A 24,758-nucleotide genomic window follows, 5' to 3' on the forward strand; every position below is an offset into this window, starting at 1 on the left:
AAGGCCCACACCCTTAGGCACCCCTAGGGGCGGGTCCGGGCGAATCCCCGGATCACGGAAGGGCGTTGGGGCTATCGAACGAACGCCGTACGTAGGACAGGGAATCGAGCAGTCCCGCAGAGGTGACCGTGTGGGCCGGGCGGGCTTCGACGACACCGGAGAGAGGCATCTTTCCCACGTCGGACCAGCACAGCCGGCCGTCCTCGGCGATATAGCTCCGGCTCAGTCCGGCATTGTCGGGATGCAGGCAGTAGGGCACGTCGAGCCGGCCCTCGGAGAACGCCTTCAGCAGTGCGGTGCCGAGGTCTTCGTCCAGGTTCAGCACCGCGTCGACCAGCGCGTACGCCTCGGCGTACGTCTCCGTCCCGGTGCCCTCCAGGGGGTCCCGGGCGGTGCGCGCGGCGACCGCGGCCGCGTATTCCAGTGCGGACACGTTCTCGGCCACCGACGGAATACGCCGGGATTCCGCGACGGTCTTCACGATAAGACGCTCGGAGCCGCTTCCGACGGCCAGTTCGGCGGCCTGCGCGAGCAGTCCACGGGCGCCGTGCTCGGTTTCCGGGAACAATCCCATGTAGGCATAGACGACTACGTGCCATTCGGTGTCCGAAAGGAACAGCGTGCACAGGCTGCGTAACGCCGCGACCGCTTCGGAGTCCTGACGCCGATTCGTCTGCTGGGCGTAACTCACCGAAATGCTCTGGATTCCGTGACGGCGGAAGAACAGCGCCTCGAGCACGCTGACCGCGACGAGCAGGCCGGGCGGGCAGAGCTGGCCGAGCACGCATCCCCCGAAGGTCTCCAGGTGCGGTTCGACGCCGGTCCGGCGGAACGCGGCGAGCAGTTCGCAGGACTCCGTCCAGTGGACGACGGACTCGCGCAACGGGACTCTGCCGTAGGGGAGGCAGTAGGAGACGGGCCCGCCCTCCGACGCGTCGAGCCCCACGGCTGTCAGGGCTCGGAAGATGTGCTGGGGCGCTGCCGATCCGTGCCGCACCTGTACCGGGAACCGCGGGCCGTGGATGCCGTCCAGGACCCGGCGGGTGGTGGCCGCTTCGTGGCTCACCAGCGGATAGCCGTTGAGGTCGACCCCCTCCAGTACGGCGAGTTGTGCCGACTCCAGGTCACCGACCCGGGTGTAGCTGTCCAGGGTGAGGGTGCCGACGGTCGTCGCGTCGGCGTCCCGGGTGGCGAGCAGCCCGGCGCGCATGCGCTGCGGGCTGCTCATTCCCATCCGGGGCTGCACCACGAGCCGGCCGGCTTCGTGGGCCCGGCGCACGAACGCGCCGAATCCGGCACCGGTCACACCAGGGCCCGCTGGGGCAGGGCGTCGAGCAACCGGCGGAAGGCCGCGATGCCGTCGGCCGTCTCCTCGAACACCGCGTCGTAGCCGGCCGCGCGCAGTGCGGCCGCCTCCTCGTCGCCACAGGGCCCGGCGATACCGAGCTTGCCGCCGATGACGACGGGCACGCCACTGAGGCCGGGGTGCTCGCGCAGCCGGGTGACGGTGCGCATGCCGTCGTGGTAGCCGTGCCCGTTGACGCTGCTGATCACGACCAGCGCGGGGTCGCACTCGAGGGTCTCGCCGATCAGCAGGTCCTCGGGGACGCAGGGGCCGAGGTTGACCACACGGTGGCCGTGCTCCTCGATGAGGAGCTGGAGGTAGACGAGGTTCCAGGTGTGCGAGTCGGAGATGCCGCCCGCCACGAGGACGGGCTGGTCACCGGGGGTGGGGGGATTGCTCATCACAGGGCCTGTCCGTGTTCGTAGGTTCGGGTGTGCTCGATGCGGGAGACGGAGACGAGGTCGTCGCCGCGGACGACGATCTCCGTGGGTGCGGGCCTGCCGAGGAACATCAGGAGACTGGCGGTGGGCCCGTAGGAACCGGCGTTGGGGACGGTCAGCAGGTCGCCGGGGGCCGGGTCGGACAGCGGGACCTGGCGTCCGAGCAGATCGCCGGGCGTGCACAGCGGTCCGGCGAGGTGGGCCGGGACGCCGTCGGTGCCGACGGACTCGTGCGGCTCGATGGAGACCGGCAGGATGCGGCCGAGACCGGACATTCCGCCGAAGGTGTTGATGCCGGCGTCGAGGACGACGTAGCGGGTGCCTCGGCTGTCCTTGACGTTGACGACGCTGGTGAGAAGGGTGCCGCTGTCGGCGACCAGATACCGTCCGGACTCGCAGGCGATGCGCGGGGCGCCGTCGCGCCAGCCCGGGAAGTGCTCGTCGAGCGACGTGGCCAGGGCTTCGCGCAGTTGGCCGTAGACAGGCCGCCGTCCCTGTACCGCGTACGGCGCGGCGAAGCCTCCGCCGAGGTCGATGATGCGGAAGTCGACACCCAGGTCCCGCTGGAGTGCGGCGGCGGTGGCGATGGTGTGCTGGAACTCGGCGATGAGGCTCGCCTCGTCCTTGGCGTTGCTCAGCGGGAAGAAGTGCAGTCCGACGAGGCTGGTGCCGGGTACGTCGCGCAGTTCCGCGGCGAGACCGGGCAGGTGCTCGCCGTCGAAACCGAACTGTGAGGGCACCCCCGTCATGCGGATGCTGGTGGCGGCGGCCCCGGTGGGGTTGTTGACCCGGATCAGGCAGTCGGCGGTGATGCCGAGCCGCACGGCCGTGTCGCCGACGCGCCGCAGGTCGCCGGGCGACTCCACGGAGAACGTCCGCACGCCCCGGGTCATGACCTCGGCGAGCTCCTCGGTGGTCTTGCCGGGGCCGGTGTACAGGATCTCGGTTCCCTCGTAGCCGGCCCGCAGAACGGCGTCGAGTTCCCCGACGGAGCTGATCTCCGCGCGGCAGACACGGGGGCCGCCGGCCCGCATCTCGCGCAGGATCTCGGGGTGCGGGTTGGCCTTGGCCGCGTAGTACACGGCGACCTCGGCGGGCAGCGCGGCGAACAGTTCGTCCCGTGCCGCGGCGACCCGGTCCAGGTCGTAGACGTAGGAGGGGGTGCCGAAGCGCCGGGCGAGGTCGGTGGTGCCGGTCACGGCGTGGTTCCTTCCAGAAGGCTGAGGAGCTGCTTGCGGTCGTGCTTGCCGTGCGCGGTCAGAGGCAGTTCGTCGACGACACGGCTGACGCCGGGCACCTTGGCGGGCTCCAGCCGCAGGGACAGCTCCCGGAGCAGTACGTGCGGGTCGATGCCGCCCTCGGCGAAGACCGCGAGGTCGCGGCCGGGGGCGGGCGGCAGGACCGCGGCGGCGCGGACACCGGGTACGTCCGTGGCCGCGGCCTCGATCTCGGTGGTGCTCATGCGGACGCCCTTGTGCTTGAACACGTCGTCCCGGCGGCCCTCGTAGTACAGGAACCCGTCCTCGTCGACGTGTCCGAAGTCGCCGGTGTGCAGCCGCAGTCCGCCGTCGGGCGCGGGCCGGAAGGCACGTGCGGTCTGCTCGGGCGCACGCCAGTAGCCGGGCATGACATGGGGGCCTTCGACGACGATCTCCCCGGTCTGCCAGGGCGGCAGCGCGTTGCCGTCGTCGTCGACGGTGAAGGCCCGGGTTCCTGGCAGCGGCCGGCCGACCGACTCGGGCCGGGCGTCCTGCTGGTCGGGCGGCAGGACGGAGACACGTTTGCACTCGGTCTGGCCGAACTGGATGACCACCTCGGATCCGGGGAAGGCCGTGCGGAGCCCGTCGGCGGTGGGTTTCGGCAGCGCCGCCCCGGTGTTGGTGAACATGCGGACGGTGGAGTCCTGCCGCGGTTCACGTTCGGCCAGCGCGCAGATCATGGTGGCCAGGGACGGCACGATGGGGACGACGGTGGCCCCGGTCTCCCGGATGCGGCGCAGCAGCACCAGGTCGGACTCGCCGTCGGCGAGCACGATCTCGCTGCGGCCCGCCGCGGTGAGCAGCACCTTGTAGAGGCCGTAGTCCCAGGAGATGGGGAAGCGGCAGAAGACCACGTCGTCGGGGCGGTAGCCGAGTTCGAGGTTGATGGCATCGGTGGCGAAGACCATCCGGCCGTGCGGGCAGACGACGGCCTTGGGGGCCGCTGTTGAGCCGGAGGTGTAGACGAGGACGGCGAGGTCGTCGCTGTGGACGGGAGCGCCGTCGCCCCGGGCCTCCTTGTCACGCAGGTCGGTGACCGCCTGCCAGACCTCGTCCAGGCCGAGGACGGTGACCGGCCCGGCCAGCGTGGACACGCGGGGCACGGCGGTACCGTCGACGACCACCAGTGACGGTTCGGAGTTCTCGACGACGGCCCTGAGGTGGTAGTCCTTCATGCCGGTGTTGACGGGGACGAGGACGGCGCCGCGGCGGGCGGTACCGTACAGCAGGGCGACGAGCTCGCGGGTGCTGGCCAGTTGCACCAGGACGCGGTCGCCGTGGCCGATGCCCTGGGCCTGGAGCCACGCGTCGACGGCGTGACTCCATGCGGTGAGCTCCCGGTAGGTCCATCGCCCGGTGCCGTCGGCGACCGCCGCCGCGTCCGGGTGCTCGGCGGTGGCCTCGTCGAGCAGGTCGTGTATCCGGGCGTCGGTGCGTGCCTGCGCTGTCGGTTGACCGTTCACTGCGACTCCTGCCGTCCTTCGGTCCTGGTCCCGGCTCCGGCGGGCTGCTGTCGCAGGGCCGCGGCGCGGGAGGTGAGCTGCCTACGATCGGTCTTGCGGTTGGGGTTGAGCGGAAGTGCGTCCAGGTGGTGGTAGGCCCGGGGGACGACCGCGGCCGGCAGCAGTTCCCTGAGGTGACGGGCGAGCCGGGCGGGCGGCACCGGGTCGCCGGTGTGGAAGACGGCGAGTTCGACCGTGCCGTCCACGGGGACCGCGACCGTCACCGCGTCCTCGACGCCCGGACAGCCGCGCACCGCGGCGTCGACCTCGGCCAGTTCCGTCCGTATGCCGTGCACCTGGACCTGGGCGTCCTGGCGGCCCAGGTAAAGCAGGCCGTCGCTGTCGGTGCCGCGGACCCGGTCGCCGGTGCGGTAGTAGCGCAGGCCGTCCCGTTCCAGGAAGCGTCCGGTGTCGTCGGCCGGGTCGAGGTAGCCGGGTGTCAACTGGGGCCCGGCGATGCACAGTTCGCCCTCGTCGGTGGTGCTCGGCGAGCCGTCTGCGTCCAGCAGCAGTACCGCGTGTCCCGGGTGCACGGCCCCGATCGGCACCATTCCGTGCAGGTGCCGGTGGCCCGGCCGCCAGCGGTGCGCGGTGACGGTGATGGTCAGTTCGGTCGGCCCGTAGATGTTCTCCAGCACCGTGCCGGAGGCCGCGGCGGCCCAGTCCTCGGCGTCCCGGCAGCTGAGCGCCTCCCCCGCGAAGAAGCTCCTGCGCAGTGAGGGCAGCGCACCGGGTGCGAGACCGCCGGTGCGCCGCACCAGGGAGATCGCGCTGGGGGTGGAGAACCACACGGTCACACCCTGCTCCGCCACGAACTCGGGCAGCCGGGCGTACTCCCGCGCGGGAACGGGGACGACGGTGGCTCCGGCCCCCCAGGCGCAGAACAGGTCGAACATCGCGCAGTCGAAGTTGAGGTCGAAGGTCTGCGAGAAGACGTCCTCGGGGCCGAAGTCATACCGCTCGTCGAGCAGGGAGAAGTAGTGCGCGGTGTTGGCGTGGGTGACCGGCACACCCTTGGGCCGACCGGTGGAGCCGGAGGTGAACAGCACGTAGGCGGTGTCGTCCGGGCGGGCGGGCATCGGTGCCTTCAGCACGCTGCCGGGGTCGACGGCGAGCGCCGGCATCGGCTGCCCGCCGGGGGCGAACAGGGTGGGCAGGGTGACGCCGGCCTCGTGCAGCGCGGTCAGCGCGGGCAGGGCGTCGTCGTCGGCGAGCAGGGCGCCCACCCCGGCGGCCTCGATCATCTGCCGGGTGCGGGCGGCGGGGAAGGCCGGCTGCAGGGGGACCACGGTGACCCCGCTGTAGAGACCGGCCAGCAGACTCGGGTAGGCCGACGGTCCCTTGCCGGCCAGCACGCCCACCGCGGGCGGCTGGTCGGGAAGACCGGACAGCAGGGAGCCGGCGAGCAGGAGAGCCCGCTCGTGCAGTTCCCGGTAGGTGAGGGCGGCGCCGCCGGCCCGCAGCGCGGGCCGGTCGGGCGCCAGGGCCAGCCCGCGCAGGAACCGTCCGGACAGGGCCCCGTCCATGGTGGGGTGCAAGGGTCCGTCCCGTCAGCTCGTGGTGCGCTGGAGCATGCCCTCGACGGTCTCCCACAGCACGCCCGCGCTGCGGAAGGTGCCCATGGTCAGCGCGCTGTCACGGAAGCGCACCTGGTACGCCTCCTCCAGCGTGCCGAGCAGCTGGACCATGCCCAGCGAGTCCAGGCCGAGGTCCTTCAGCTCCTGGTCGGTGGTCAGCGGCTCCTGCGGGGGCAGGAACGGCAGGAAGGGTCGGAGTATCTCTTCGAACTGGTCGTCCCACATGGGTGTGCCTCCAGCGGTTGGGGTGGATCGGACGGTTCAGGCGGCGCGTGTGCGGCGCCGTGGGGTCATCGCCAGGCGGGGGTGCGCGGCGACGACCTCGAAGGTGCGGGTGGTACAGGGGACCCGGCCGAAGAGGCTGTCGGGGCCGGCGACGCACACACGCCGGACTCCGGCGTCCCGCAGGGCCGTGGTGACGCTCGGCCAGTTCATGGGGTGGTCGAAGCCGTCGAGCAGCATGGTGCGCAGTTCCGCACCCGTGTGCAGCAGCCTGCCGTCCTGGTCGGCGACGACCGGGAGCGCGGGGTCGGCGAACGTGTAGCGGGAGATGACCTCGCGTTCCGCCTTGGCGCGCAGCGGCGCGAACGCCGACGCGTGCATGGGGGGACGCATCGTGTACAGGGGGAGGCTGCCGATGCCGCGCAGCCGCTCCTGGATCCACTCCACACGGTGTTCGGCCAGGGAGACCATCCAGAAGCCGTCGTCGATGTGGCAGGAGATCTCGTGCCACTCCCCCGCCTCGTCGAGTTCGGCGAGGATCGGGTCGAGTGCCTCGCGCGGGGCGCGGACGAAGGACAGGGTGACGACGTCCCTGTGGTGTTCGGCGAAGTACGACTCGAGGCACCGCGCGATCTCGGCGGTGAGCCGGACCGCATCGGGCAGCTCGAGGACGCCGGTGTAGGCGAGGGCCGCCTTCTCCCCGAAGCTGGGGCCGGCCACGATGTCGGGGGCGACGTCCAGGTGCTCGGTCGCCCAGTACGCGCTGGCCAGGCAGTTCACGAAGAAGGCGACCTGGGCGGCCTCCGAGTAGTCGCCCTCGGAGCGGCGGAAGGCGTCCACCAGTGAGTAGCCGAGGGCGTCGTCGGCGACGGCGACCAGGTCCCGGGCCACGGGGTTGGCCACCATGAAGCGGCCCACCTCGGCGAACGGGACGGGCCCCATGCCGGGGAAGACGAGAGCGGTGTCGTACGCCATGGCGGTGTTCCCGCCCCCTCTCACGGTGGTCTGCGACGCCCGGGCCGGCGTCGTGGCGCGGCGTGTCACAGGCCGGCGAGGAAGTCGGTGAGCACATCGAAGAACCGGTCCGGTTCCTCCAGGTGCGGCAGGTGGCTGGATTCCTCGAAGATCTCCCAGCGGGCCCCGGGGACGCGGTCCATGTAGGGCTGGACGACAGCCGGGGTGGCCTCGTCGTGACGTCCGCTCAGGAGCAGCGTGGGCGTGCTGATGGTGTGCAGTTCGTCGACGATCGACCAGTCCTTCAGTGAGCCGATCACGTGGAACTCGGTGGGGCCGTTCATCGCGTAGTAGACCGTCGGGTCGTTGTAGGTCTCCATGAAGGAGGAGAGGAAGTCGCGTGGCCACGGCGTGAGGCGGCACACGTGGCGGTCGTAGAAGACACGCATCGCGGCCAGGTACTCCTCGGACTCGTAGGTCCCGGCCGTCTCGTGGCGCACCAGGGTCGCTTGTACGTCCGGCGGCAGGGCGGCCCGCAGCCGCGCCATCTCCTGAAGCCAGATGGGGTACGAGGCCGGCGCGTTGGCGACGACCAGACCGCGCAGGCCGGGAGGACGGCCCATGGCGTGCCGTGCGCTCAGCGGGCCGCCCCAGGACTGGCCGAACAGGACGTAGTCGTCGGCGATGCCCAGTTCCCGTACGAGATTGCCGAGTTCGTCGAGGAACAGGTCGACCGTCCAGAAGTCCGGTGCACTGTCGGGGAGGTGGGTGGATCCGCCGTTGCCCAGCTGGTCGTAGTGGACGACCGGCCAGCCGTCCTCGGCGAGGCGGGCCAGCGACAGCAGGTAGTCGTGCGTACTGCCGGGGCCGCCGTGGACGACGACGACCGCGGGGCGTCCCGCCCCGAGTTCCCCGGTCACCCGGTACCAGGTCCGGTACTCCCCGAAGGGGACGGTGCCCTTGACGCTGGGGACGAGACCCTGCGCACTGGGTTTCGGGGACACGCTGATCACCTCTACTCGGCTGCGGAGTGCGACGGCCGTCCGGTCAGAGAGCCGGCCGGGACCGCGGAGCGTGCGGTGCTGGGCGAACCGTGCTTCCGCCGTGGTCCGCAGCCGACGCTAACCGTGGCCCAGAGGTTCGACGGACCCCTAACCGCCCCTAGTGGTAGGGGGAGTGACCGGTACCACGGCCGCACCCCTCCGGGGGCCGTGCCGCTAGGGGCACATAGGGGTGGGCCGCCCCGGGCGCCGCTCCTTAGCGTGCGGGAAACGGCCGGCGGAAGCCGCGCCGGCGCCGAGCCCGGAGCCCTTCCGGGGTGAACGGCGCGGCCCGCCCCCTCCCGTGCGAAGAGGACACCATGACTGCACCTGCCGAAGCGGCCGCCGAGGGCGCCCTCCCGGAGTTCCCGATGCGTCGGGCCTGCCCCTTCAGTCCGCCGGCCGCCTACACCGAACTGCGCGAGAACGAACCGGTCTCCCGGGCGCAGCTGAAGGTCAACGGCAAGCCGACCTGGCTGGTCACCCGCCACGACCTGTACAAGAAGCTGCTCGGCGACGCACGGGTCAGCGCCAACCTGAAGCTTCCGGGCTACCCGCTCCAGGTGCCGGTGCCGGAGGAAATCCTCCAGTCGGTTCCTCTCACCTTCCTGTCCATGGACCCGCCGGACCACACGGTGCAACGCCGCATGTTGGCACCGGAGTTCAGCGTGCGCCGGATGCGCGAGCTGCGCGCCCGGGTGCAGCAGCTCGTGGACGAGCAGATCGACGACATGCTGGCCAAGGGCTGCGACAGCCCGGTGGACCTCGTCACGGCCCTCGCGCTGCCGGTGCCGTCCCTGGTGATCTGCGAACTGCTCGGCGTCCCCTACGAGGACCACGCCCGGTTCGAGCAGTGGGCGTGGGCCATCATGAACCACGAGGTCAGCGACGAGGACCGGGGCATGGCCCACTACGAGCTGGACCGGTACGTCGACGGGCTGGTCACCGCGAAGGAGAGCGAGCCCGGCGACGACATGATCAGCCGGCTGATCGCGTTCAACCGGGAGACCCCCGCGGTGGAGCACTCGGACATCGCCAGCATGTCCAAGCTGATGCTGGTCACCGGTCATGAAACCACCGCGAACATGATCGCGCTGGGTGTGCTGGCCCTGCTGGAGCACCCGGACCAGCTCGCCGCCGTGCGCGAGGAGCCCGAGCTGATGCCGCACGCGGTGGAGGAGCTGCTGCGCCTGTTCTCCATCTCGGACGCCGGCACGGCGCGCGTGGCCATGGAGGACATCGAGCTGGGGGATGTCACCATCCGCGCCGGCGACGGCATCCTGCCGCTGAACAACGCCGCCAACCACGACGAGCAGGTCTTCCCCGACGCGGACCGGCTGGACGTGCGCCGCGAGGCCCGCAGCCACGTGGCCTTCGGGTACGGCGTCCACCAGTGCGTCGGCCAGAACCTCGCCCGGATGGAACTCGACGTCGTCTACTCCACGCTGCTGCGCCGGGTGCCGACGCTGCGCCTGGCCACGCCGGCCGACGAGCTGCGCTTCAAGGACGACGCCATCGTCTGGGGCCTGTACGAGCTGCCCGTCACCTGGTGACGCCGGACACCTCGTTGAGCATTCCCTCCCCCACCGTTCCGTTCGAGAGGCAGCCATGACCCAGCCCGCAGACCCGGCGCCCGAGACGGCGTCGCCGTACCCGCAGTTCCCGATGCGACGCACCTGCCCGTTCAGCGAGCCGGGTGAGTACGCCGGACTGCGCGCGGACGAGCCCGTGTCGCGTGCCTCGCTCAAGGTGAACGGAAAGCCGACCTGGCTGGTCACCCGGCACGAACACGTCAAGCAGGTGCTCGGCGACCCGCGGGTGAGCTCCAATCTGAAGCGTCCCGGCTACCCGCACCAGTTCCACATCTCCGAGGAGATGCTGGCCCATGTCCGGCTGATGATGCTGTCCATGGACCCGCCGGACCACACGGCTCAACGCCGCATGCTGATACCGGAGTTCACGGCGAGGCGGACGAGGGAGATGCGCCCGCGCATCCAGGAGATCGTCGACGAGCGCATCGACGCCATGCTGGCCGCGGGCGGCCCGGTGGACCTGGTCCAGGCCCTCGCCCTGCCGGTGCCGTCGCTGACCATCTGTGAACTGCTCGGGGTCCCCTACGGCGACCACGCCCAGTTCGAGGAGTGGTCGGCGGCCCTCATGAACCACGACCTGACCCCCGAGGAGTACGGGGCGGCGGTGCAGGCCCTGGACACGTACCTCGACAAGCTGGTCACCCTCAAGGAGACCGAGCCGGGTGACGACCTGATCAGCAGGTTCCTGGAGAAGAACCGCACCGAGCAGGCCGCCGACCACATCGACGTGGTGACCATGGCCCGGATGATGCTGGTGGGCGGCCACGAGACCACGGCCAACATGATCGCGCTCGGTGTGCTCGCCCTGCTGGAGCACCCGGACCACATGGCCGAACTCCGGTCCGACGACACGTTGCTGCCGAACGCCATCGAGGAGTTGCTCCGGGTCTTCTCCATATCGGACTCGGGCACCGCCCGTGTCGCGGTCGAGGACATCGAGGTGGGCGGCGTCACCATCCGCGCCGGTGAGGGCATCCTCGCGCTGAACAACGCCGCCGACCACGACGAGAGGGTCTTCGCCGACCCCGGCACCCTCGACTTCCACCGCAAGGAGGCGCGCAGTCATCTCGCCTTCGGGTACGGGATCCACCAGTGCATGGGCGCGAACCTGGCCCGCGCGGAGCTGGAGATCGTGTACGCCACCCTGCTCCGCCGCATTCCGGGCCTCCGGCTGGCCGTGCCCGTGGAAGAACTGCGGTACAAGGACGACGCCATGGTCTACGGCGTCTACGAGCTGCCCGTCACCTGGTGACGGCCGATCCGATCGGAATGACTGCCATGCGTGTCACCACGGACCACGACCGGTGTGTGGGCTCCGGCCAGTGCGCGATGCAGAGCCCTGAGGTCTTCGACCAGGACGACGACGGTCTCGTCGTCGTCCTCCAGGAGAAGCCGGGGGCGGAGCTGCTGGAGGAGGTCCACCGTGCGGTGGAACTGTGCCCGTCACAGTCCATCCGCGTCACCGGCTGATCCGTAGCCCGCCTCGACGCCGTGGTGCCGTGCGCGACGACGGACGGCACCACGGTGCGCACGACGACGACGACCGAGGACGTGAACCCGTGGTGACGAACCGACCTCGTTCCGCCGGATCGGGACCGCCCGTCGAGCCTGTCCACGCACCCGGCGCCCGGCCGGGCCGGCCGTGGCCGACGCGTCCGTACGCCGGTTCCGGCACCGCGCGGGAGGCCAACAGCCGGTACAAGCAGCTGATCGCGAACGGCACGACGGACCTGTCGGTGGCCTTCGACCTGCCCACTCGGGTGGGACGCGACTCGGACGCCCCCGTCGCCTCCGGCGAGGTCGGCAGGACCGGCGTGGCCGTCGACTCCATCGACGACATGCGCGTCCTCCTCGGCGGGATCCCGCTGGCCGAGGTCTCCACGTCGATGACGGTCGACGCCCCCGCCTCCCTGCTGCTCCTGCTCTACCAACTGGTCGCAGAGGAGCAGGGGGTCGGCGCCGGTCTGCTGACGGGCGGGATCCGGAACGACGTGCTGCAGGAGTACATCGCTCGCGGCACGTGCATCTTCCCGCCGAAGCCTTCCCTGCGGCTGACCGCGGATGTCTTCACCTACTGCAGGGCCGAGATCCCGCGGTGGGACACGCTCGCGGTCTCCGGCCACCGCATGGCCGAGGCGGGCGCGTCGCCCGCACAGGAGATCGCGTTCACCCTGGCCGACGGCATCCAGTACGTGCGCGCGGCGGTCGCGGCCGGCGTCGACGTCGACGAATTCGCCCCGCGGCTCTCCTTCTCCTTCACGACCCGTACAGCACACCGGGGGGCCGCCGGACTCCGTGCCGCACGGCGGATCTGGGCACGGGTGATGCGCGAGGAGTTCGGGGCGAGGAAGCCCGGGTCCCTGGCGCCGCGGGTCCTGGCGTACGAGGCGGACGGGACCACTGCGGCTTCCTCCCCCTCCGGATGCCGGGTCGCCGGGGGGACGACCGACGACGTCGAGGCGGCGGCGGTCGAACTGATGCGGAGGGTCGAGGACCTCGGCGGGGCCGTCGCGGCCATCGAACACGGCTACCAGGCAGGCGAGATAGACGGCCACGCACGCCGTGTCGCCCGGGAGACCGGCTCCGGCGTGCGGACCGCCGTCGCAGTGGACCGCTTCCGGCCCGGCGTGCCAGGCGCGGTGGAGTCTCCCGGACCTCTCCGCGTCGCTCCCTCCGTCGAGGTCGGACAGGCCGAACGCCTCGCCAAACTCCGCGCCTGGCGGGATCAGGACCGCGTGGACCGCCGCCTCGCCGGCGTGCAGAAGGCTGCGGCAGGGGACGACAACGTGCTGTACCCGATGAAGGACGCCCTGTCCGCCGGAGCGACCGTGGGCGAGGTCTGCGACGCCTTGCGCGAGATCTGGGGCACGCACACCCCCGGCGGATTCTGCTGAACCGCCCGCGGGCGGGCCGGGCCCCCGGGCCGGGTGGTTTTCACCGCACCGGCGCGGGACGCCTCACTCCGTGCCCCCTCCGGGCCGGGGGCCGACGAGGGACTGGGCCTGCTGCAGGAAGAGCGGCAGCCACTGCTCGTAGGAGGCGGTGCCCAGATACTCCAGCGCCGTCTCCGCGTCCTTGCCGACCGGCGTGTGCAGGGGTGTCCCGGGGTCGTCGACGGCGGCGAGCACCGCCTCGGCCACCTCGCCGCAGTCGCCGGCACCCTCCTGGACCCGGGCGAGAAACCGCGCGGTCCACGCCCGGTCCGCGGTGTACGGGTCGGCCGCGGACACTTGCGAGGGGGCGGCGTCCAGAGGGCTGTCGCGGTTGATGCGGGAGGCGAAGCTGCCGGGTTCGAGGCATACCACGCGGATCCCGAAGGGCCGCACCTCCGCGGACAGTGCCTCGCTGAGCGTGCCCAGGGCGGCCTTGCTGGCGGCGTAGAAGCCGCCGTGCGGCACGGCGAACGTACGGCCGGCCAGGGAGGAGACGTTGACGACGACGCCGCTGCCGCGGGCGCGCATGGAGGGCAGCACCGCGCGCACGGTCCGCAGCGGCCCCCAGAGGTTGGTCTCCAGCACCGCACGCGCCTCGTCCTGCGGCATGGTCTCGACGGTCCCGGTGCGGTCGATGCCGGCGTTGTTGACCAGCACGTCGATGGAACCGTGCCGTTCGAGCACCCCTGCGACAGCGGCGGCGACGGAGGCGTCGTCGGTGACATCGAGCCGGGGCACGTCCAGGGTGAGGTTCTCCGCCCGGGCGCGGTCGAGCAGTTCACCGGCGGTGGCGGGATCGCGTACGCAGGCGTGGACGCGATCCCCCCTGCGGGCGAACGCGAGCGCGGTCTCCAAACCGATACCGCTGCTGCAACCGGTGATGAGGACCGACGTCATGGTGTATCGCCTGCTTTCGGGGCGTCGGATGACGGGATTCGGTCGGCAGCCTACGAACGCGTCTCCTCGGGCCGCAGCCCCTACGAGCCCCTAGGGGGTCTCTGATTCGCACCCCGCCGCCAGGACCGCCTCGGCCGCCCGTTCGAACGGACCGCTACCATGCCCGCTCATGAATGACGACGTACGCAACATCGTGCTCGGTCTCATAGCCGCCGGAATCAGCGCCGCCTTCGGGTGGCTCGCCCGGACGTACCTCTGGCGACGCGGACTCCGCCGCAAGCAGGCGTTCTTCGGGATGCCGGGGAACTCCGAGTGCCTGCTCGTCGTCAACCGCGACGCCGGCGGCGACGGCGAGCCGGACAGGTCCCTGCAGTGGAGATTCTGGGACTCAGCCGCCCTTCCCGATGACCTCGTCCCCTACACCCGACTGGCTATCGCGAAGATCCAGAGCGCTGAGCTGCACAGTGAGACGGGCTGGCCCGCATGACCGGCACTTCCCGACCAGCGCACCCAGTGGCGTGCCCGTTGCGACGGCGGCCGGTCGCCCGGACACCCGACTCGCGATGATTCGCGGGAACTCGGCATCGGGCAAGTCGAGCGTGGCCCAGGGGCTGCGAGATCACTACGGCCGCGGTGTCGCGATCGTGGGCCAGGACGTGATCCGCCGGACCGTGCTGCGCGAGCACGACACCACCGGCGGCGCCGGCATCGCACTGCTGGGCAGGATCGCCCGCCACGCCCTGGACGCCGGCTTCCACGTTGCACTCGAAGAGATCCGGTACGCCGACCACTACAGCCACATGATCACGTCACTGGTACGGGACCACCGCGGAGTCTCGGCCTGCTACTACCTGGACGTGCCGCTGGAGACGACGTTGGCACGGCACGCATCGAAGGCGGACGCCGCGTACTTGAAGCAAGTCACCGACAGCCACCTCACCTCGTGGTATCGGGAGCTGGAGCTGCTGCCCGGAGGTCTGGAAGCCGTGATCCCGGTCGACAGCACGCTGCAAGGCACCGTCGCCCGGATCGTGCGCGACACCGATCTGCCCCCGCCGCCCAGCCCTTGCAGTGCGAGCCGTCACAGGGAGACTCCATGAACTCTCTGGTGCTGATGTCCGATCCGCAGGTCGCGGCGATCCCGGTGCGCGAGTGCGGAGAGCCGCTCGTCGACGTGCGCGGCCACGACTTCCGCGTCGACCCCCGCAAGCAAGACCCGCTGGGCGCGTTCGCCCACGTCCGTGAAGGCATCCTCGCCCGCCTGAAACATGCCCGCTCGCTTTTGCCCGCCGGCACCGACCTGCTGTTCATCGAGGGCTCCCGGCCACTGGCCCTCCAGCAGAGCTACTTCACCGAGTACCGCGAGGAGCTGGCCGCCGCCCACCCCGACTGGACACCTGCACCATGCCGCCAGCCGGTACGTGTCTCCGCCGGAGATCGCGCCGCACTCCGCAGGCGCGGCCGTGGACGTCACCCTCGTCGACCAGGACGGCCACGAACTCGACCTCGGCACCCGCGTCAACGCCTCCCCCGAGGAAAGCAACGGGGCCTGCTTCACTCACGCCCTCAACCTAAGCAACCAGGCGCGCCACCACCGCACTCTGCTGCTCAACGCCATGGAGAGCGCGGGCTTTACGAACTATGGAACCGAGTTCTGGCACTTCTCTGCAGCGGACCGGTACGACGCGCTGATGCGCCAGGAGCCGCACGCGCGGTACGGGCCGATCGAACTGCCCTAGCACGCCGGCGGACTCGTCCACTTCCCCGCCACCCCGCTCCGATCCGCAGACACAGGAGTGCGGCGGCCACCGTTCCACGACCGGTCCGCACGACCGCGACGGACGGACAGCGCACCGAACGGAGGCACGTATGCCCGACGACACCCAGCAGACGATCCCGGCCGTCCCGAGCCCGTCGGCCGGCGACGCACCGCCCGAGCACCACATGCACCTGCTCGGGCGGTACTACCGCCACGTGGAAGCCGGTCGTAAGACGATCGAAGTGAGGGTGGCCCCTCCGAACAAGCGCGACATCGAGGTCGGCGACACGGTCATCTTCCATGACCGGGACACTGGGCGGGAACTCGACGTCATCGTGCATCGGATCACCCTGTACTCCTCCTTCGAGGACCTGCTCCGCTCGGAGGACACGGCTCGCATCGACCCGGACGGGCTGCCCGGAGAGCTGCTCGCCAACCTCCGCGGCATCTACCCACCGGACGAGGAAGCCCTCGGCGTGCTCGCCCTTTCCTTCGACCACCGCCCCGCCCGGCCCGGCCGCCGCATGCCGGTGACAGCCGAGGAGTATGCGCTGACCGTCCCCCACCACACGGTGTACGGCTGCCTGTACGTCCGCGACGCGCACGACCGGCCCATCCAGCTCCGCTCGGTCTACGGCTCGAGACTCTGGCATTTTCCGGGCGGCGACTTGGACACCCCGGACGAGGACCCGCTGCAGACCGCTCAGCGCGAGGCGGTCGAGGAGACGGGCCTCGAACTCGGTCTGGACACGCCGAAGCTGCTTCTCACGCACTTCATGCACGCCGGTTCGCGCCTGCCGTTGAACAAGGTCGGACTCATCTTCGACGGAGGGCAGCTGACCGCCGAACAGCTCGGCCGGATCCGCCTCGACCCCGCCGAGCACGACATGTGGGCCGTCCACGACCTCGCGACCTGGCAGGAGCTGATGGCACCGCGCGCCTTCGCCCGTCTCGACGCCATCGAACGAGCAAGGCGCGGTGACGGCCCCACCTTCCTGTTCACGCACACCTGACCTTCACCATCCCTGTCAAGAGGCAACCGTGCCCGCCGAGGACACCAACACCCGGGCCTGGCACATCTGCGGCCAGCGCCAAATGGCCCGCGCCTACACACCGCCGACCCCCGACCGGCTCAGCTGGACGCGCTGAGAAGGGCGCGGACCAGGGGCGGAGGTCCTCGGCGATGTCGCCGGCCGCCGTGTCCTGGACATCGGCTCCGGGGCTGGACACCATGCCGTCCACCTTGCCCAGGCTCACAGAGCGCGCGTCACTGGCATCGAACTGTCCCCGCCCCAGCGCGAACGCGCAGTCTCCGTCCACGCGGACGCAGGGGGCGTGGAGTTCGTCCAGGCGAACGTGACCGAGTACCTGGCCGGAGTCGAGCCGTCCGACGCCGCGTACGCGCTCGGGACGCTCTCCTTCACTGATCCGCACCGCTCGCTACCGGCACTGCGCGGGTCAGACGGCCTTAGCCACAGGCTCAACGATCGCGACGCACTCCACATGGTGCGTCATCGGAAAGATGTCGGCCTGAGCGGGGCACGGAAAAGACCAGGTCAGAGCGGCTTTCTCGGCTCGCCGTGCAGCGTGAGTGCGCGGAGAGCGTCAAACGGGCGTCACGGTCGACAACCCATCCCGCCCAGTCGTGCCGCTCACCGCATCCCTGAAGGTCCCGCCCAGCCTCAAATTCTGGATCTACGACGACCGCCGGGTCGTCACCGAGACCTGGCACGCGGAACTCTGGCTCGACGACGCCGACACCCTCGCCCTCTACGCCAGGACCCGCACTCCGGGAATCCGCCGTCTACGGGGCCGACGCCACAACGTCATCACCGCCGCCAGGCCCGCCCTGAACCCACACTGACTGCCCGCGCCGAACAGAGTGCCCTCCCGGTTGCCCAGCGGAGAGCCGCACCCGTCTACTACATCGCCAGGCAGCGAACCCGATCATGACCTTCTGAACGCTTTCGACGAATCGAGGTCGGAGAACCACGAAATCCCGCCAAATCTAATGATCGGACGGGATCTCGTGAACCGCACTTGGGCCAACTCAAGAACGGCTCCCTACCGACGTACGCTCCACCTGGACGGCGTCGCCTCTACTAATACTTCAGGTAGAGGTGCCACTTCATGACCCCGTCTGTGCCGGGAAACTCCCGGCACTGCGCCTGCCACCAGGGATTCTTGTTCTGCCAGTACACTGCGGCGTTATAGCATGCAGACGGAGTGAGGTGGCTGCTGTAGAAGTGCCATACCGCAGCCGCGCTCCGAGCTTCTACGGGGCTGACAATTGACGGGGTAACAGTAGACGCTGCGGGAGCTGCCTGGGCCGGTGCCGCCAAGGCACCCAATGTGAGCGTGGCCCCGAGGGCGAGCCCTCCAATAATGTTGCGAATGCGCATGGTGCTGCTGCCTTTCGTCGAAGTTTGCGAATGGTATGTACCTGTCTTCCATGTCCCTGTCGGGCTATGGACCGCCTGGTTTGGGACACGTCGGCAACTATGCTCGGCCGACTTGCGAGGAACCTTGCCGAAACCTTGATGTAGCAGGTCACAGTGGGTGTTCTTGCTCCTGCCGCCTGCGCGAGAGACACCACGACATGGTCAATTTCCACTTACTGAGCGCCCTTGAGGCCCGGGTCGACGGGCATGTGGTGCCCCTCGGACACCCGCGGCAGCAGAGCGTGCTGGCGGTCTTGCTGATCGACGCCAACCGCCCCGTGTCGGCTGATCAACTGCTCCACCGGGTGTGGGGCGACGACGGGACCGCCCGCTCCCAAGCCGCCCTTTATCCCTACATCTCCCGGCTCCGCCGCGCCCTGATCCCCTACGGCATCCACATCGTCCGCCGCTCGGGCGGTTACGTGTTGGAGGTCGACGAGAACACAGTGGACCTGCACCGCTTCCGCCACCTGATCCAGCAAGCCAAGAAGACCGAGAAAGACAGCGTCACCCAAGCACTGCTCGAACAAGGACTCGGACTGTGGCGCGGCGATCCCCTGTCCGGACTGAACTCCACCTGGCTGGACACCGTGCGCGAGCAACTTGAGGCAGAACGGTGGGCCGCTGAACTGGACCACACCGACGCCATGCTGCGCTCCGGCCGCCACAGCGAATGTCTCGCCTCCCTCTCCGCACGGGTAACCACCCATCCACTGGACGAGCGAGTCGCCGGCCAGCTGCTCCTCGCCCTGTACCGCAGCGGACGCGCCGCTGAGGCCCTCCACCTCTATCAGGGCATCCGGAACCTGCTCTCCGAAGAGCTGGGCACCGACCCGGGACCGCCGTTGCGTGACCTCCACCAGCAGATCCTGGTATCGGACCCGCTGCTGGCTCCGCCGGCCCACTCCCCTCTCAGCCCGATGCGGACGCCGTCAGCCCCCATGCAGCTGCCGGCACCGCCGCCACTGTTCACCGGCCGCCGCAACGAGCTCGCCCAGATGGAAAAGCTGTTGAAAGCACAGCCCGACCCAGACAGTACTGTGCCGATCCTGACGATCTGCGGCGCCGGCGGTGTCGGTAAGACCTGGTTGGCACTGGACTGGGCCCACCGGCAGCACGAGCACTTCCCCGACGGTCAGCTCTGCGCCGACCTCCAAGGATTCACCCCGACCGGAGAACCAGCCGACCCGCACGTGATCACACGGGAATTCCTCGAAGCCCTCGGCGTCAGCTCCGCGGACATCCCGACGACTCCGCCGGCCCAGGCCGCGCTTTACCGAAGCCTGACGACAGGCAAAAGAATCCTCATCCTTCTCGACAACGCCCACGACACCGACCAAGTGCTGCCCCTGCTCCCCGGCAGCCCCAGCTGCACAGTCCTGGTCACCAGCCGACGCCAGCTCCCCGGGCTGACCGCCTCCCACGCGGCCACGCAACTCACGCTGGAGACGCTCACAAAGACCGAGGCGCGCGCCCTGCTTGCCCGCCGTCTCGGCGCCGCCCAGCTCGCCTCCGAGCCCGACGCCGTAGCCGAAATTCTTCAGTACTGCGACGGACTCCCTCTGGCCATCAGCATCCTGGCCGCCCGCGTCACCACCAATCCGGTACTCACCCTCACCGCCTTGGCGACGGAGCTACGCGGGACTGCGGCTCGGCTCGACGCCCTGGACCTCGGTGAGGTGACCACCGATGTACGTACTGTCTTCGCCTCCTCCTACCTCGCCCTCGACCCCGACTCCGCCCGGGTATTCCGTCAGCTTGCCCAAGCACCCGGCCCCGACATCGGGCTGCCCGCCGCTGTCAGCCTCAGCGCCCAGCCACCCGCCCGCCTGCGCACATGCCTGCGCCGTCTCCAGGCGCATCACCTCGTCCAGGAGCGCAGCCCTGGACGCTTCGCCTGCCACGACCTGCTGCGCGCCTACGCCCTCGAACTGGCGGAATCCGTCGCGCCTACCAGCGAAGGGGAAACAGCTCGCACTCGAGTGCTCGACCACTACGTGCAAACGGCATACGCGGCCGACCGGCTCCTTCTGCCTCACCGCGATCCGATCCGACTTGCCCCGGCCGTGCACGGCACCTGTCCCGAAAACCTCACCACGCATGAGCAGGCCATGAGGTGGTTCGCGAACGAGCACACCGTGCTCACCGCGACCTTGGGCCACGCTGCACGCACCGGCCGGGACACCCATGCCTGGCAGCTGGCCTGGGCCATCACCACCTACCTGGCCCGGCAGGGACGCTGGGCTGACATCACTGACCTGCACACGCAGGCTCTCGCAGCCGCCATCCGCCTTCGGGACCCCGCCGCCCAGGTCGAGTCCCACCGCTCCCTCGCGTGGGCTCTCACCGAGACCGGCCGTTATGCCGAAGCCCACCGAGAACTCACCCATGCCCTGACCCTCCCTCAGGCGAGCGGCGCTCTCGTTCCGCAAGCGCACACCCACCTCGCTCTCGGCTGGCTATACGAGCGCGAAGGCGACCGGAACGCCGCACTGCGGCACGACCAGAGCGCGGTCGACCTGTTCACTTCCCTGGGACACTTGCCAGGAAGGGCTCGCGCTCTGAACGCAGTGGCCTGGGACCATGCCCAGATCGGGGATCACGCGACGTCGGTACGCTGCGCCCTGCAAGCGCTAGCCATCCAACACGAGCTGGGCGACAGACGCGGCGAAGCCGGGACCTGGGACACCCTCGGATACACCTATCACCAGCTCGGTGACCATGCGAAGGCCATCGACGCCTACGAGCGCAGCCTGGAGCTCCACCGCGTACTAGGCCACCGCTACAACGAGGCGGAGAATCTCTTCCACCTAGGTCAGACTCATAAGACGACGGGATCGGTCGAATCCTCCAAGGAATTCCTGCGGCAGGCCCTCGGTATTTATCTCGAAGTCCGCGCTCCCGACGCGGACCTGGAACAGGTCCGCGCATTGTTGGTTGAACTTTACGAGGTGCCATCGCACCCAGAAGGACCTACGACGCGATCAACCGGCCGCTGGTGAACACCGACCAGTTCAGACACACCACCGGCTACACCTACGACGCCAACAACAATGTCACCAAGGTCACCGACGCCGCGGGCAAGACGACCCTCCGTCTACGAAATACTCTACGCTCGTATATGTCACTGAGTCGGCCATGCCTATGCTGCATTCACCAGGGTAGACAGACCACGTGGAATACACGCCCCTTGCCGCCGAACTGCTCGCCGAGGACGAACTGCCGAACGTCGGCGAGGCCCTCGGACGCAACGACGGCTTCCTCGTTCGCAACGGCGCCTGCTGGCTGGTGAGCGAATCCGACGGCCAGATCCTGGTCGGGCACGTCGACGCGGACACCTCCCGCGTCTTCGCCCAGCAACGCCGCTGGCCTTCGCCGCGCCCGCAAGGCCACGGCTTCGCCTCCCCGCTCCCCGACGGCGGCCTCGCCGTGGCCACGGCCGGACTCGTGACGGCGTACGACGCGGACGGACGCGTGCGCTGGACAGACACGCTCGACACCTGGGACGACCCCCAGATCGCATCGAGCGCCTGTACACCGGACGGAACCGGACATCTACTTCTGGTTACCGCCCCCGGCCCCACGGGGAACGGCTCGTACGCGGGGGACCTCTGCCTCGCCCTCGACATCCGGAGTGGCAAGCCGGTGAGCCACACGGTCCTGCCGTCCGCCTCGGCCGGTTACGTCTTCCAGCAGTCGCTCACCGATCCCGGTCGGCTGCTCCTGGATGCCGCCCAAGGCGACACCTTCTACTCCCTGGCCGTCCGGGTCGAACCCGGCGCACTCCACGCCTCACCAGTTGGGCTGGGAGACGAACCCTTCGCAGGCGTGAACCTTGACACCGCCACCCTCAAGCTCGACGTGGGCGGTGAATGGCTGGGCCTCTACCGAGCCGGCCACCCCGACGTCAGCGCAGACGCGGAGGACGTCCTCCCCGAAGGAAAGCGCTTCGTCGGCCACCACCCGGGATTCCTCGACACAACCCGCGTCCTGGCAGCCGTAGCTGACGAGCAATGGTCCGACGACGCCCAACACCTCATCCTCGACGCCCCCTCACTCCAGCCCGTGGGGGAGCTCCACTACCCCGGCACGACCTGCCTGGACCCGCTGGCCCTCGGCGACGGCACCTGGCTGACCATCCACGACCACTCCGTCCGTCGCTGGCGGACCTTGTGAGAGCCACTCACCAAAGCGTTGGGTCCCTGCGCAGCCCAGGGGACCGCCGGGCCCCCACAAGTTGCCTCAGTACTGCTCCTGAAGGTGGTCAACTCCCAGGCCTGTGCGGGGAGCGGCGCGGCGCCCTCAGTCCTGCTGTTCTGCGGCGTCCTTGATGCCCTGGAGGGTCGCGTCCATGCCCTTGCCGAGCTCCCCGACGCGGTAGGCGATGATCGCCTCCTCCTTCCCGGGCGTGCGCTCGATGTGGGTGTTGACTCCGCTGGGGCCGGGGCCGATCGTGACCGGCTGCCTCAGCACGACGCCGTCGGCGTCCGGGGCGAGGGTGAAGGACCAGGTGGCCATGCGGTGCTCCGGGTCCTCGGTCGGCTCGCCGTAGCGGCCGTCGACGTCCAGGACGCACCAGGTGAGGGTCCGGGCGGGATCGGACTCGGTGAAATGGGCGACGGTTCGCCAACGGCCGTTCATGGGATGCTCGTTGTGCCCGATGTAGCGGGCCCCCACCGCCGGCGAGGTGGCGCCGTCCTGCCATTCCACTTCCATCAGCTCGGGACTCCACCCGGCCATGGCCTCGACATCGGCCAGCACCTCCCAGACACGCTCAGGGCTCGCGGAGATCCGGACCTCACGATGCGTGCCGGGCCCGTCGGCGTAGCGCATGTCAACAACTCCCCCTGCGGCAGCGCTCGTTCGCCGATGCCGCAGGAGGAATCCTACGAGCGTCCCCCGGCCCGTGGCCATGGCGCACGGGTCCGCCCTCCGTCGTGGCCCGTGCGCAGGAAGGAGCGGCCCCGTGTCGTCCGGACGGACGTCACGGGGCCGCTCGGCTCCGGCGGACTGCCCTGCGACCGCCCCCTCACCTTTCCACGGACCGGGATCGGGGCGGCCGTCCCCGTGGGTGTGGAGTCTGACTCCACGCCCACGGGGTGTGGGCCTCCAGGTGTCGCCCTGTGTCCTTCGCCGGTCCTCGTCGCATCGGTTGCGACCCGGCCGGCACGCAGCTGACCTTCTCCCGCACCGGGCACGGAACCGGTATTCCACCGGTTCCGCGGTGCGGGGAGTGATCACCGGCTGCTGCCGGGCGGAGCCCCCGACGGCTACTGCGGACGGCCCGGCAGCAGCGTTCCCGGTTCGGCGGCGGCGACGCCCGTCCCTTCCGTCTTGGGGTTGCGCCGCTGTCTCTTCGCCACCCAGGTCGCGAACCAGGAGAGCAGCATGCACATGCCGATGTAGATGGGCGAGATCACCATCACGACAGGGATGAACGGCAGATCGTAGTCGAGGTTCGACGCGATCAGCTTGCCCGCGTGGAGGAACTCCTCGTAGGTGATCAGGTAGCCGAGCGACGTGTCCTTGAGTGCCACGACGAGCTGGCTGATGATCGTGGGCAGCATCGCGCGGACGGCCTGCGGGGCCAGGACGTGGGTGGTGACCTGCGTCTTGCGCATGCCCAGCGCGAACGCCGCCTCACGCTGCCCCCGCTCCACGGAGTTGATCCCCGTACGGAAGACCTCCGCGAGCACGGACCCGTTGTAGAGGGTCAGCCCGGTCACCAGTGCGGGCAGGGGCTGCACCTTCAGTGCGACGAAGACGAAGAAGATCATCACCAGCACGGGCATGGCCCGGAAGAACTCGACCAACAGCGTCGAGATCCAGCGCACGGGCTTGTGGTCGGAGAGCCGCCCGACGGCGAGCAGCGCTCCGAGCGCCAGGGAGAGGACCGCCGCGTAGGCGAAGGCCTTCAGGGTGTTGCCCAGCCCGCGCAGCAGCAGCTCCTGAATGCCCTTGTACGTGAAGGGCGTCCATTTCTCGCTGGTGAACTGGTCGGTGTCGAAGAGCAGGTAGAGGACCCATCCGAGCAGCGCGAGGATCACGGCCGTCGAAAGGATTCCGTAGAGGAAGTGCCGCTTGCGGGTGACCGGCCCCGGAATGTCGTAGAGCGCGGTCGCGGAGGCGGTGGCGTGGGTCATCGGGCGACTCCCCAGCGCTTCTCCAACACGTTGAAGAGCGCACTGATGGCGAGGGTGATGATCAGGTATCCGACGGCGATCCAGACGAAGGACCAGATGATGCTGTAGCCGAGCTCGTTGAGGGTCTTGTAGGTGCCCAGCAGCTCGGTGACGCTGAAGGCCCCGGCGATCGCGGAGTTCTTGGCGAGGGCGATGAGCGTCGAGCCCACCGGGGGGATCACCGACCGGAACGCCTGTGGCAGCACCACGTTGTTCAGCGTCTGTCCGAAGGACATCCCAAGGCTCCGAGCGGCTTCGCCCTGGCCCGTGGGCACGGTGTTGATGCCGGAGCGCAGAGCCTCGCAGATGAAGGCCGAGGTGTAGCAGCCGAGGGCGAGTACCGCGAATACCTGGAAGGGCAGGACCAGGCCGAAGCGCGGCAGGCCGAGCAGTACGGCGAAGAACAGCAGCGTCAGCGGGGTGTTGCGGAGCACCGCCACCCAGACGGTGCCGATCACCCGGAGCGAGCCGACGGGTGCGACCCGGAACGACGCCATGACGAAGCCGAGTACGAGCGCCAGGATCGAGGCGTAGACGGTCAGTTCGACGGTGCCGAGGAAGCCCTTGCCGTAGAGCGACCAGTTGTCTGTCAGTACGTCCATGATGGTGGCCCGC

General features: G+C 69.7%; 24 protein-coding genes and 2 pseudogenes. 13 read left to right on the forward strand and 13 right to left on the reverse strand.

The window, feature by feature from the left end:
* Positions 1–52: 52 nt before the first annotated feature.
* The 8 genes from JOC24_RS16720 to JOC24_RS16755 form a co-directional block, all read right to left on the reverse strand.
* The gene (locus JOC24_RS16720; protein ID WP_205021094.1) at positions 53–1,306 is read right to left on the reverse strand and encodes a methylaspartate mutase; all 1,254 of its coding nucleotides are present in this window, start codon (positions 1,304–1,306) and stop codon (positions 53–55) included.
* Positions 1,303–1,746: a cobalamin B12-binding domain-containing protein gene (locus JOC24_RS16725; RefSeq protein ID WP_205021095.1), complete on the reverse strand. Its 444-nt coding sequence runs from the start codon at positions 1,744–1,746 to the stop codon at positions 1,303–1,305. Before JOC24_RS16725 ends, JOC24_RS16720 begins: the two co-directional genes overlap by 4 nt.
* Positions 1,746–2,984 carry a type III PLP-dependent enzyme domain-containing protein gene (locus JOC24_RS16730; protein WP_205021096.1) on the reverse strand — a complete coding sequence of 413 codons (1,239 nt, stop codon included), beginning with the start codon at positions 2,982–2,984 and terminating at the stop codon, positions 1,746–1,748. Before JOC24_RS16730 ends, JOC24_RS16725 begins: the two co-directional genes overlap by 1 nt.
* Complete coding sequence (locus JOC24_RS16735; RefSeq protein ID WP_205021097.1) at positions 2,981–4,507, reverse strand: AMP-binding protein; 1,527 nt, start codon at positions 4,505–4,507, stop codon at positions 2,981–2,983. The genes JOC24_RS16730 and JOC24_RS16735 overlap by 4 nt, the downstream gene beginning before the upstream one ends.
* The gene (locus tag JOC24_RS16740) at positions 4,504–6,072 is read right to left on the reverse strand and encodes an AMP-binding protein (protein ID WP_205021200.1); all 1,569 of its coding nucleotides are present in this window, start codon (positions 6,070–6,072) and stop codon (positions 4,504–4,506) included. Before JOC24_RS16740 ends, JOC24_RS16735 begins: the two co-directional genes overlap by 4 nt.
* Before the next feature lie 24 nt (positions 6,073–6,096).
* Positions 6,097–6,348, reverse strand: a complete 252-nt coding sequence (locus tag JOC24_RS16745) for a phosphopantetheine-binding protein (protein WP_205021098.1) — start codon at positions 6,346–6,348, stop codon at positions 6,097–6,099.
* Positions 6,349–6,384: 36 nt separating this feature from the next.
* Positions 6,385–7,320 (reverse strand): ACP S-malonyltransferase, encoded by a 936-nt coding sequence (locus JOC24_RS16750; RefSeq protein ID WP_205021099.1) that lies wholly within the window; start codon positions 7,318–7,320, stop codon positions 6,385–6,387.
* A gap of 65 nt (positions 7,321–7,385) precedes the next feature.
* Complete coding sequence (locus JOC24_RS16755) at positions 7,386–8,303, reverse strand: proline iminopeptidase-family hydrolase (RefSeq protein WP_205021100.1); 918 nt, start codon at positions 8,301–8,303, stop codon at positions 7,386–7,388.
* 356 nt (positions 8,304–8,659) lie between these two features.
* Between JOC24_RS16755 and JOC24_RS16760 the strand changes: the two genes are divergently transcribed.
* The 4 genes from JOC24_RS16760 to JOC24_RS16775 all read left to right on the forward strand — a co-directional run bounded on the left by JOC24_RS16760 (position 8,660) and on the right by JOC24_RS16775 (position 12,825).
* Positions 8,660–9,892: a cytochrome P450 gene (locus tag JOC24_RS16760; protein ID WP_205021101.1), complete on the forward strand. Its 1,233-nt coding sequence runs from the start codon at positions 8,660–8,662 to the stop codon at positions 9,890–9,892.
* Between the two features lie 55 nt (positions 9,893–9,947).
* Positions 9,948–11,183, forward strand: a complete 1,236-nt coding sequence (locus JOC24_RS16765; RefSeq protein ID WP_205021102.1) for a cytochrome P450 — start codon at positions 9,948–9,950, stop codon at positions 11,181–11,183.
* Between the two features lie 26 nt (positions 11,184–11,209).
* Complete coding sequence (locus JOC24_RS16770) at positions 11,210–11,401, forward strand: ferredoxin (protein WP_205021201.1); 192 nt, start codon at positions 11,210–11,212, stop codon at positions 11,399–11,401.
* An 89-nt stretch (positions 11,402–11,490) separates the two neighbouring features.
* Positions 11,491–12,825, forward strand: coding sequence for a methylmalonyl-CoA mutase family protein (locus tag JOC24_RS16775; protein WP_205021103.1), 1,335 nt, complete (start codon positions 11,491–11,493; stop codon positions 12,823–12,825).
* Positions 12,826–12,888: 63 nt separating this feature from the next.
* On the opposite strand, the gene JOC24_RS16780 is transcribed toward JOC24_RS16775, so the two are convergent.
* The gene (locus JOC24_RS16780) at positions 12,889–13,761 is read right to left on the reverse strand and encodes an SDR family oxidoreductase (RefSeq protein WP_205021104.1); all 873 of its coding nucleotides are present in this window, start codon (positions 13,759–13,761) and stop codon (positions 12,889–12,891) included.
* Positions 13,762–13,930: 169 nt separating this feature from the next.
* Between JOC24_RS16780 and JOC24_RS16785 the strand changes: the two are divergent.
* Positions 13,931–14,120: pseudogene (locus tag JOC24_RS16785) on the forward strand (hypothetical protein); the annotation flags it as partial.
* Positions 14,121–14,324: 204 nt separating this feature from the next.
* Positions 14,325–14,861, forward strand: coding sequence for a kinase (locus JOC24_RS16790; RefSeq protein WP_205021105.1), 537 nt, complete (start codon positions 14,325–14,327; stop codon positions 14,859–14,861).
* Here JOC24_RS16790 and JOC24_RS33275 read toward each other — a convergent pair.
* Complete coding sequence (locus JOC24_RS33275) at positions 14,843–15,145, reverse strand: hypothetical protein (RefSeq protein WP_239580596.1); 303 nt, start codon at positions 15,143–15,145, stop codon at positions 14,843–14,845. The genes JOC24_RS16790 and JOC24_RS33275 overlap by 19 nt on opposite strands.
* Before the next feature lie 79 nt (positions 15,146–15,224).
* Between JOC24_RS33275 and JOC24_RS34015 the strand changes: the two genes are divergently transcribed.
* From JOC24_RS34015 to JOC24_RS16825, 7 genes and pseudogenes are all read left to right on the forward strand, one after another.
* Entirely contained in the window at positions 15,225–15,500 is a 276-nt protein-coding gene (locus JOC24_RS34015; RefSeq protein WP_307792709.1) for a M15 family metallopeptidase, read from the forward strand.
* Between the two features lie 130 nt (positions 15,501–15,630).
* Positions 15,631–16,533: an NUDIX domain-containing protein gene (locus tag JOC24_RS16800; protein ID WP_205021106.1), complete on the forward strand. Its 903-nt coding sequence runs from the start codon at positions 15,631–15,633 to the stop codon at positions 16,531–16,533.
* 196 nt (positions 16,534–16,729) lie between these two features.
* Positions 16,730–16,948: pseudogene (locus JOC24_RS34020) on the forward strand (class I SAM-dependent methyltransferase); the annotation flags it as partial.
* Positions 16,949–17,165: 217 nt separating this feature from the next.
* A complete protein-coding gene (locus tag JOC24_RS34025) occupies positions 17,166–17,384 on the forward strand; it encodes a hypothetical protein (protein WP_205021209.1) in 219 nt (72 codons plus the stop codon).
* A 735-nt stretch (positions 17,385–18,119) separates the two neighbouring features.
* Positions 18,120–20,963: an AfsR/SARP family transcriptional regulator gene (locus tag JOC24_RS16815; RefSeq protein WP_275588569.1), complete on the forward strand. Its 2,844-nt coding sequence runs from the start codon at positions 18,120–18,122 to the stop codon at positions 20,961–20,963.
* The gene (locus tag JOC24_RS34210; RefSeq protein ID WP_205021107.1) at positions 20,960–21,253 is read left to right on the forward strand and encodes an RHS repeat protein; all 294 of its coding nucleotides are present in this window, start codon (positions 20,960–20,962) and stop codon (positions 21,251–21,253) included. The genes JOC24_RS16815 and JOC24_RS34210 overlap by 4 nt, the downstream gene beginning before the upstream one ends.
* Positions 21,136–22,137 (forward strand): hypothetical protein, encoded by a 1,002-nt coding sequence (locus JOC24_RS16825; protein WP_205021108.1) that lies wholly within the window; start codon positions 21,136–21,138, stop codon positions 22,135–22,137. Before JOC24_RS34210 ends, JOC24_RS16825 begins: the two co-directional genes overlap by 118 nt.
* Positions 22,138–22,263: 126 nt before the next feature.
* Here the strand turns inward: JOC24_RS16825 and JOC24_RS16830 are convergent, their stop codons facing one another.
* The 3 genes from JOC24_RS16830 to JOC24_RS16840 form a co-directional block, all read right to left on the reverse strand.
* Entirely contained in the window at positions 22,264–22,794 is a 531-nt protein-coding gene (locus tag JOC24_RS16830) for an SRPBCC family protein (protein WP_205021109.1), read from the reverse strand.
* 437 nt (positions 22,795–23,231) lie between these two features.
* Positions 23,232–24,104, reverse strand: a complete 873-nt coding sequence (locus JOC24_RS16835; protein WP_205021110.1) for an amino acid ABC transporter permease — start codon at positions 24,102–24,104, stop codon at positions 23,232–23,234.
* Positions 24,101–24,745, reverse strand: coding sequence for an amino acid ABC transporter permease (locus JOC24_RS16840; protein ID WP_205021111.1), 645 nt, complete (start codon positions 24,743–24,745; stop codon positions 24,101–24,103). Before JOC24_RS16840 ends, JOC24_RS16835 begins: the two co-directional genes overlap by 4 nt.
* Positions 24,746–24,758 lie beyond the last annotated feature (13 nt).

This window comes from Streptomyces sp. HB132 (genome assembly GCF_016909575.1).
In the GTDB taxonomy this organism is placed as follows: Bacteria; Actinomycetota; Actinomycetes; order Streptomycetales; family Streptomycetaceae; genus Streptomyces.

What these genes read in the sequence shown, in the direction of transcription:
- JOC24_RS16800 (WP_205021106.1), top strand. Translation starts at nt 15,631, where the DNA reads ATGCCCGACGACACCCAGCAGACGATCCCGGCCGTCCCGAGCCCGTCG.
- JOC24_RS16830 (WP_205021109.1), bottom strand. Translation starts at nt 22,794, where the DNA reads ATGCGCTACGCCGACGGGCCCGGCACGCATCGTGAGGTCCGGATCTCC.
- JOC24_RS16760 (WP_205021101.1), top strand. Translation starts at nt 8,660, where the DNA reads ATGACTGCACCTGCCGAAGCGGCCGCCGAGGGCGCCCTCCCGGAGTTC.
- JOC24_RS16840 (WP_205021111.1), bottom strand. Translation starts at nt 24,745, where the DNA reads ATGGACGTACTGACAGACAACTGGTCGCTCTACGGCAAGGGCTTCCTC.
- JOC24_RS16725 (WP_205021095.1), bottom strand. Translation starts at nt 1,746, where the DNA reads ATGAGCAATCCCCCCACCCCCGGTGACCAGCCCGTCCTCGTGGCGGGC.
- JOC24_RS16815 (WP_275588569.1), top strand. Translation starts at nt 18,120, where the DNA reads ATGGTCAATTTCCACTTACTGAGCGCCCTTGAGGCCCGGGTCGACGGG.
- JOC24_RS16765 (WP_205021102.1), top strand. Translation starts at nt 9,948, where the DNA reads ATGACCCAGCCCGCAGACCCGGCGCCCGAGACGGCGTCGCCGTACCCG.
- JOC24_RS16740 (WP_205021200.1), bottom strand. Translation starts at nt 6,072, where the DNA reads ATGGACGGGGCCCTGTCCGGACGGTTCCTGCGCGGGCTGGCCCTGGCG.
- JOC24_RS16835 (WP_205021110.1), bottom strand. Translation starts at nt 24,104, where the DNA reads ATGACCCACGCCACCGCCTCCGCGACCGCGCTCTACGACATTCCGGGG.
- JOC24_RS16770 (WP_205021201.1), top strand. Translation starts at nt 11,210, where the DNA reads ATGCGTGTCACCACGGACCACGACCGGTGTGTGGGCTCCGGCCAGTGC.
- JOC24_RS16790 (WP_205021105.1), top strand. Translation starts at nt 14,325, where the DNA reads ATGATTCGCGGGAACTCGGCATCGGGCAAGTCGAGCGTGGCCCAGGGG.
- JOC24_RS16750 (WP_205021099.1), bottom strand. Translation starts at nt 7,320, where the DNA reads ATGGCGTACGACACCGCTCTCGTCTTCCCCGGCATGGGGCCCGTCCCG.
- JOC24_RS16780 (WP_205021104.1), bottom strand. Translation starts at nt 13,761, where the DNA reads ATGACGTCGGTCCTCATCACCGGTTGCAGCAGCGGTATCGGTTTGGAG.
- JOC24_RS16745 (WP_205021098.1), bottom strand. Translation starts at nt 6,348, where the DNA reads ATGTGGGACGACCAGTTCGAAGAGATACTCCGACCCTTCCTGCCGTTC.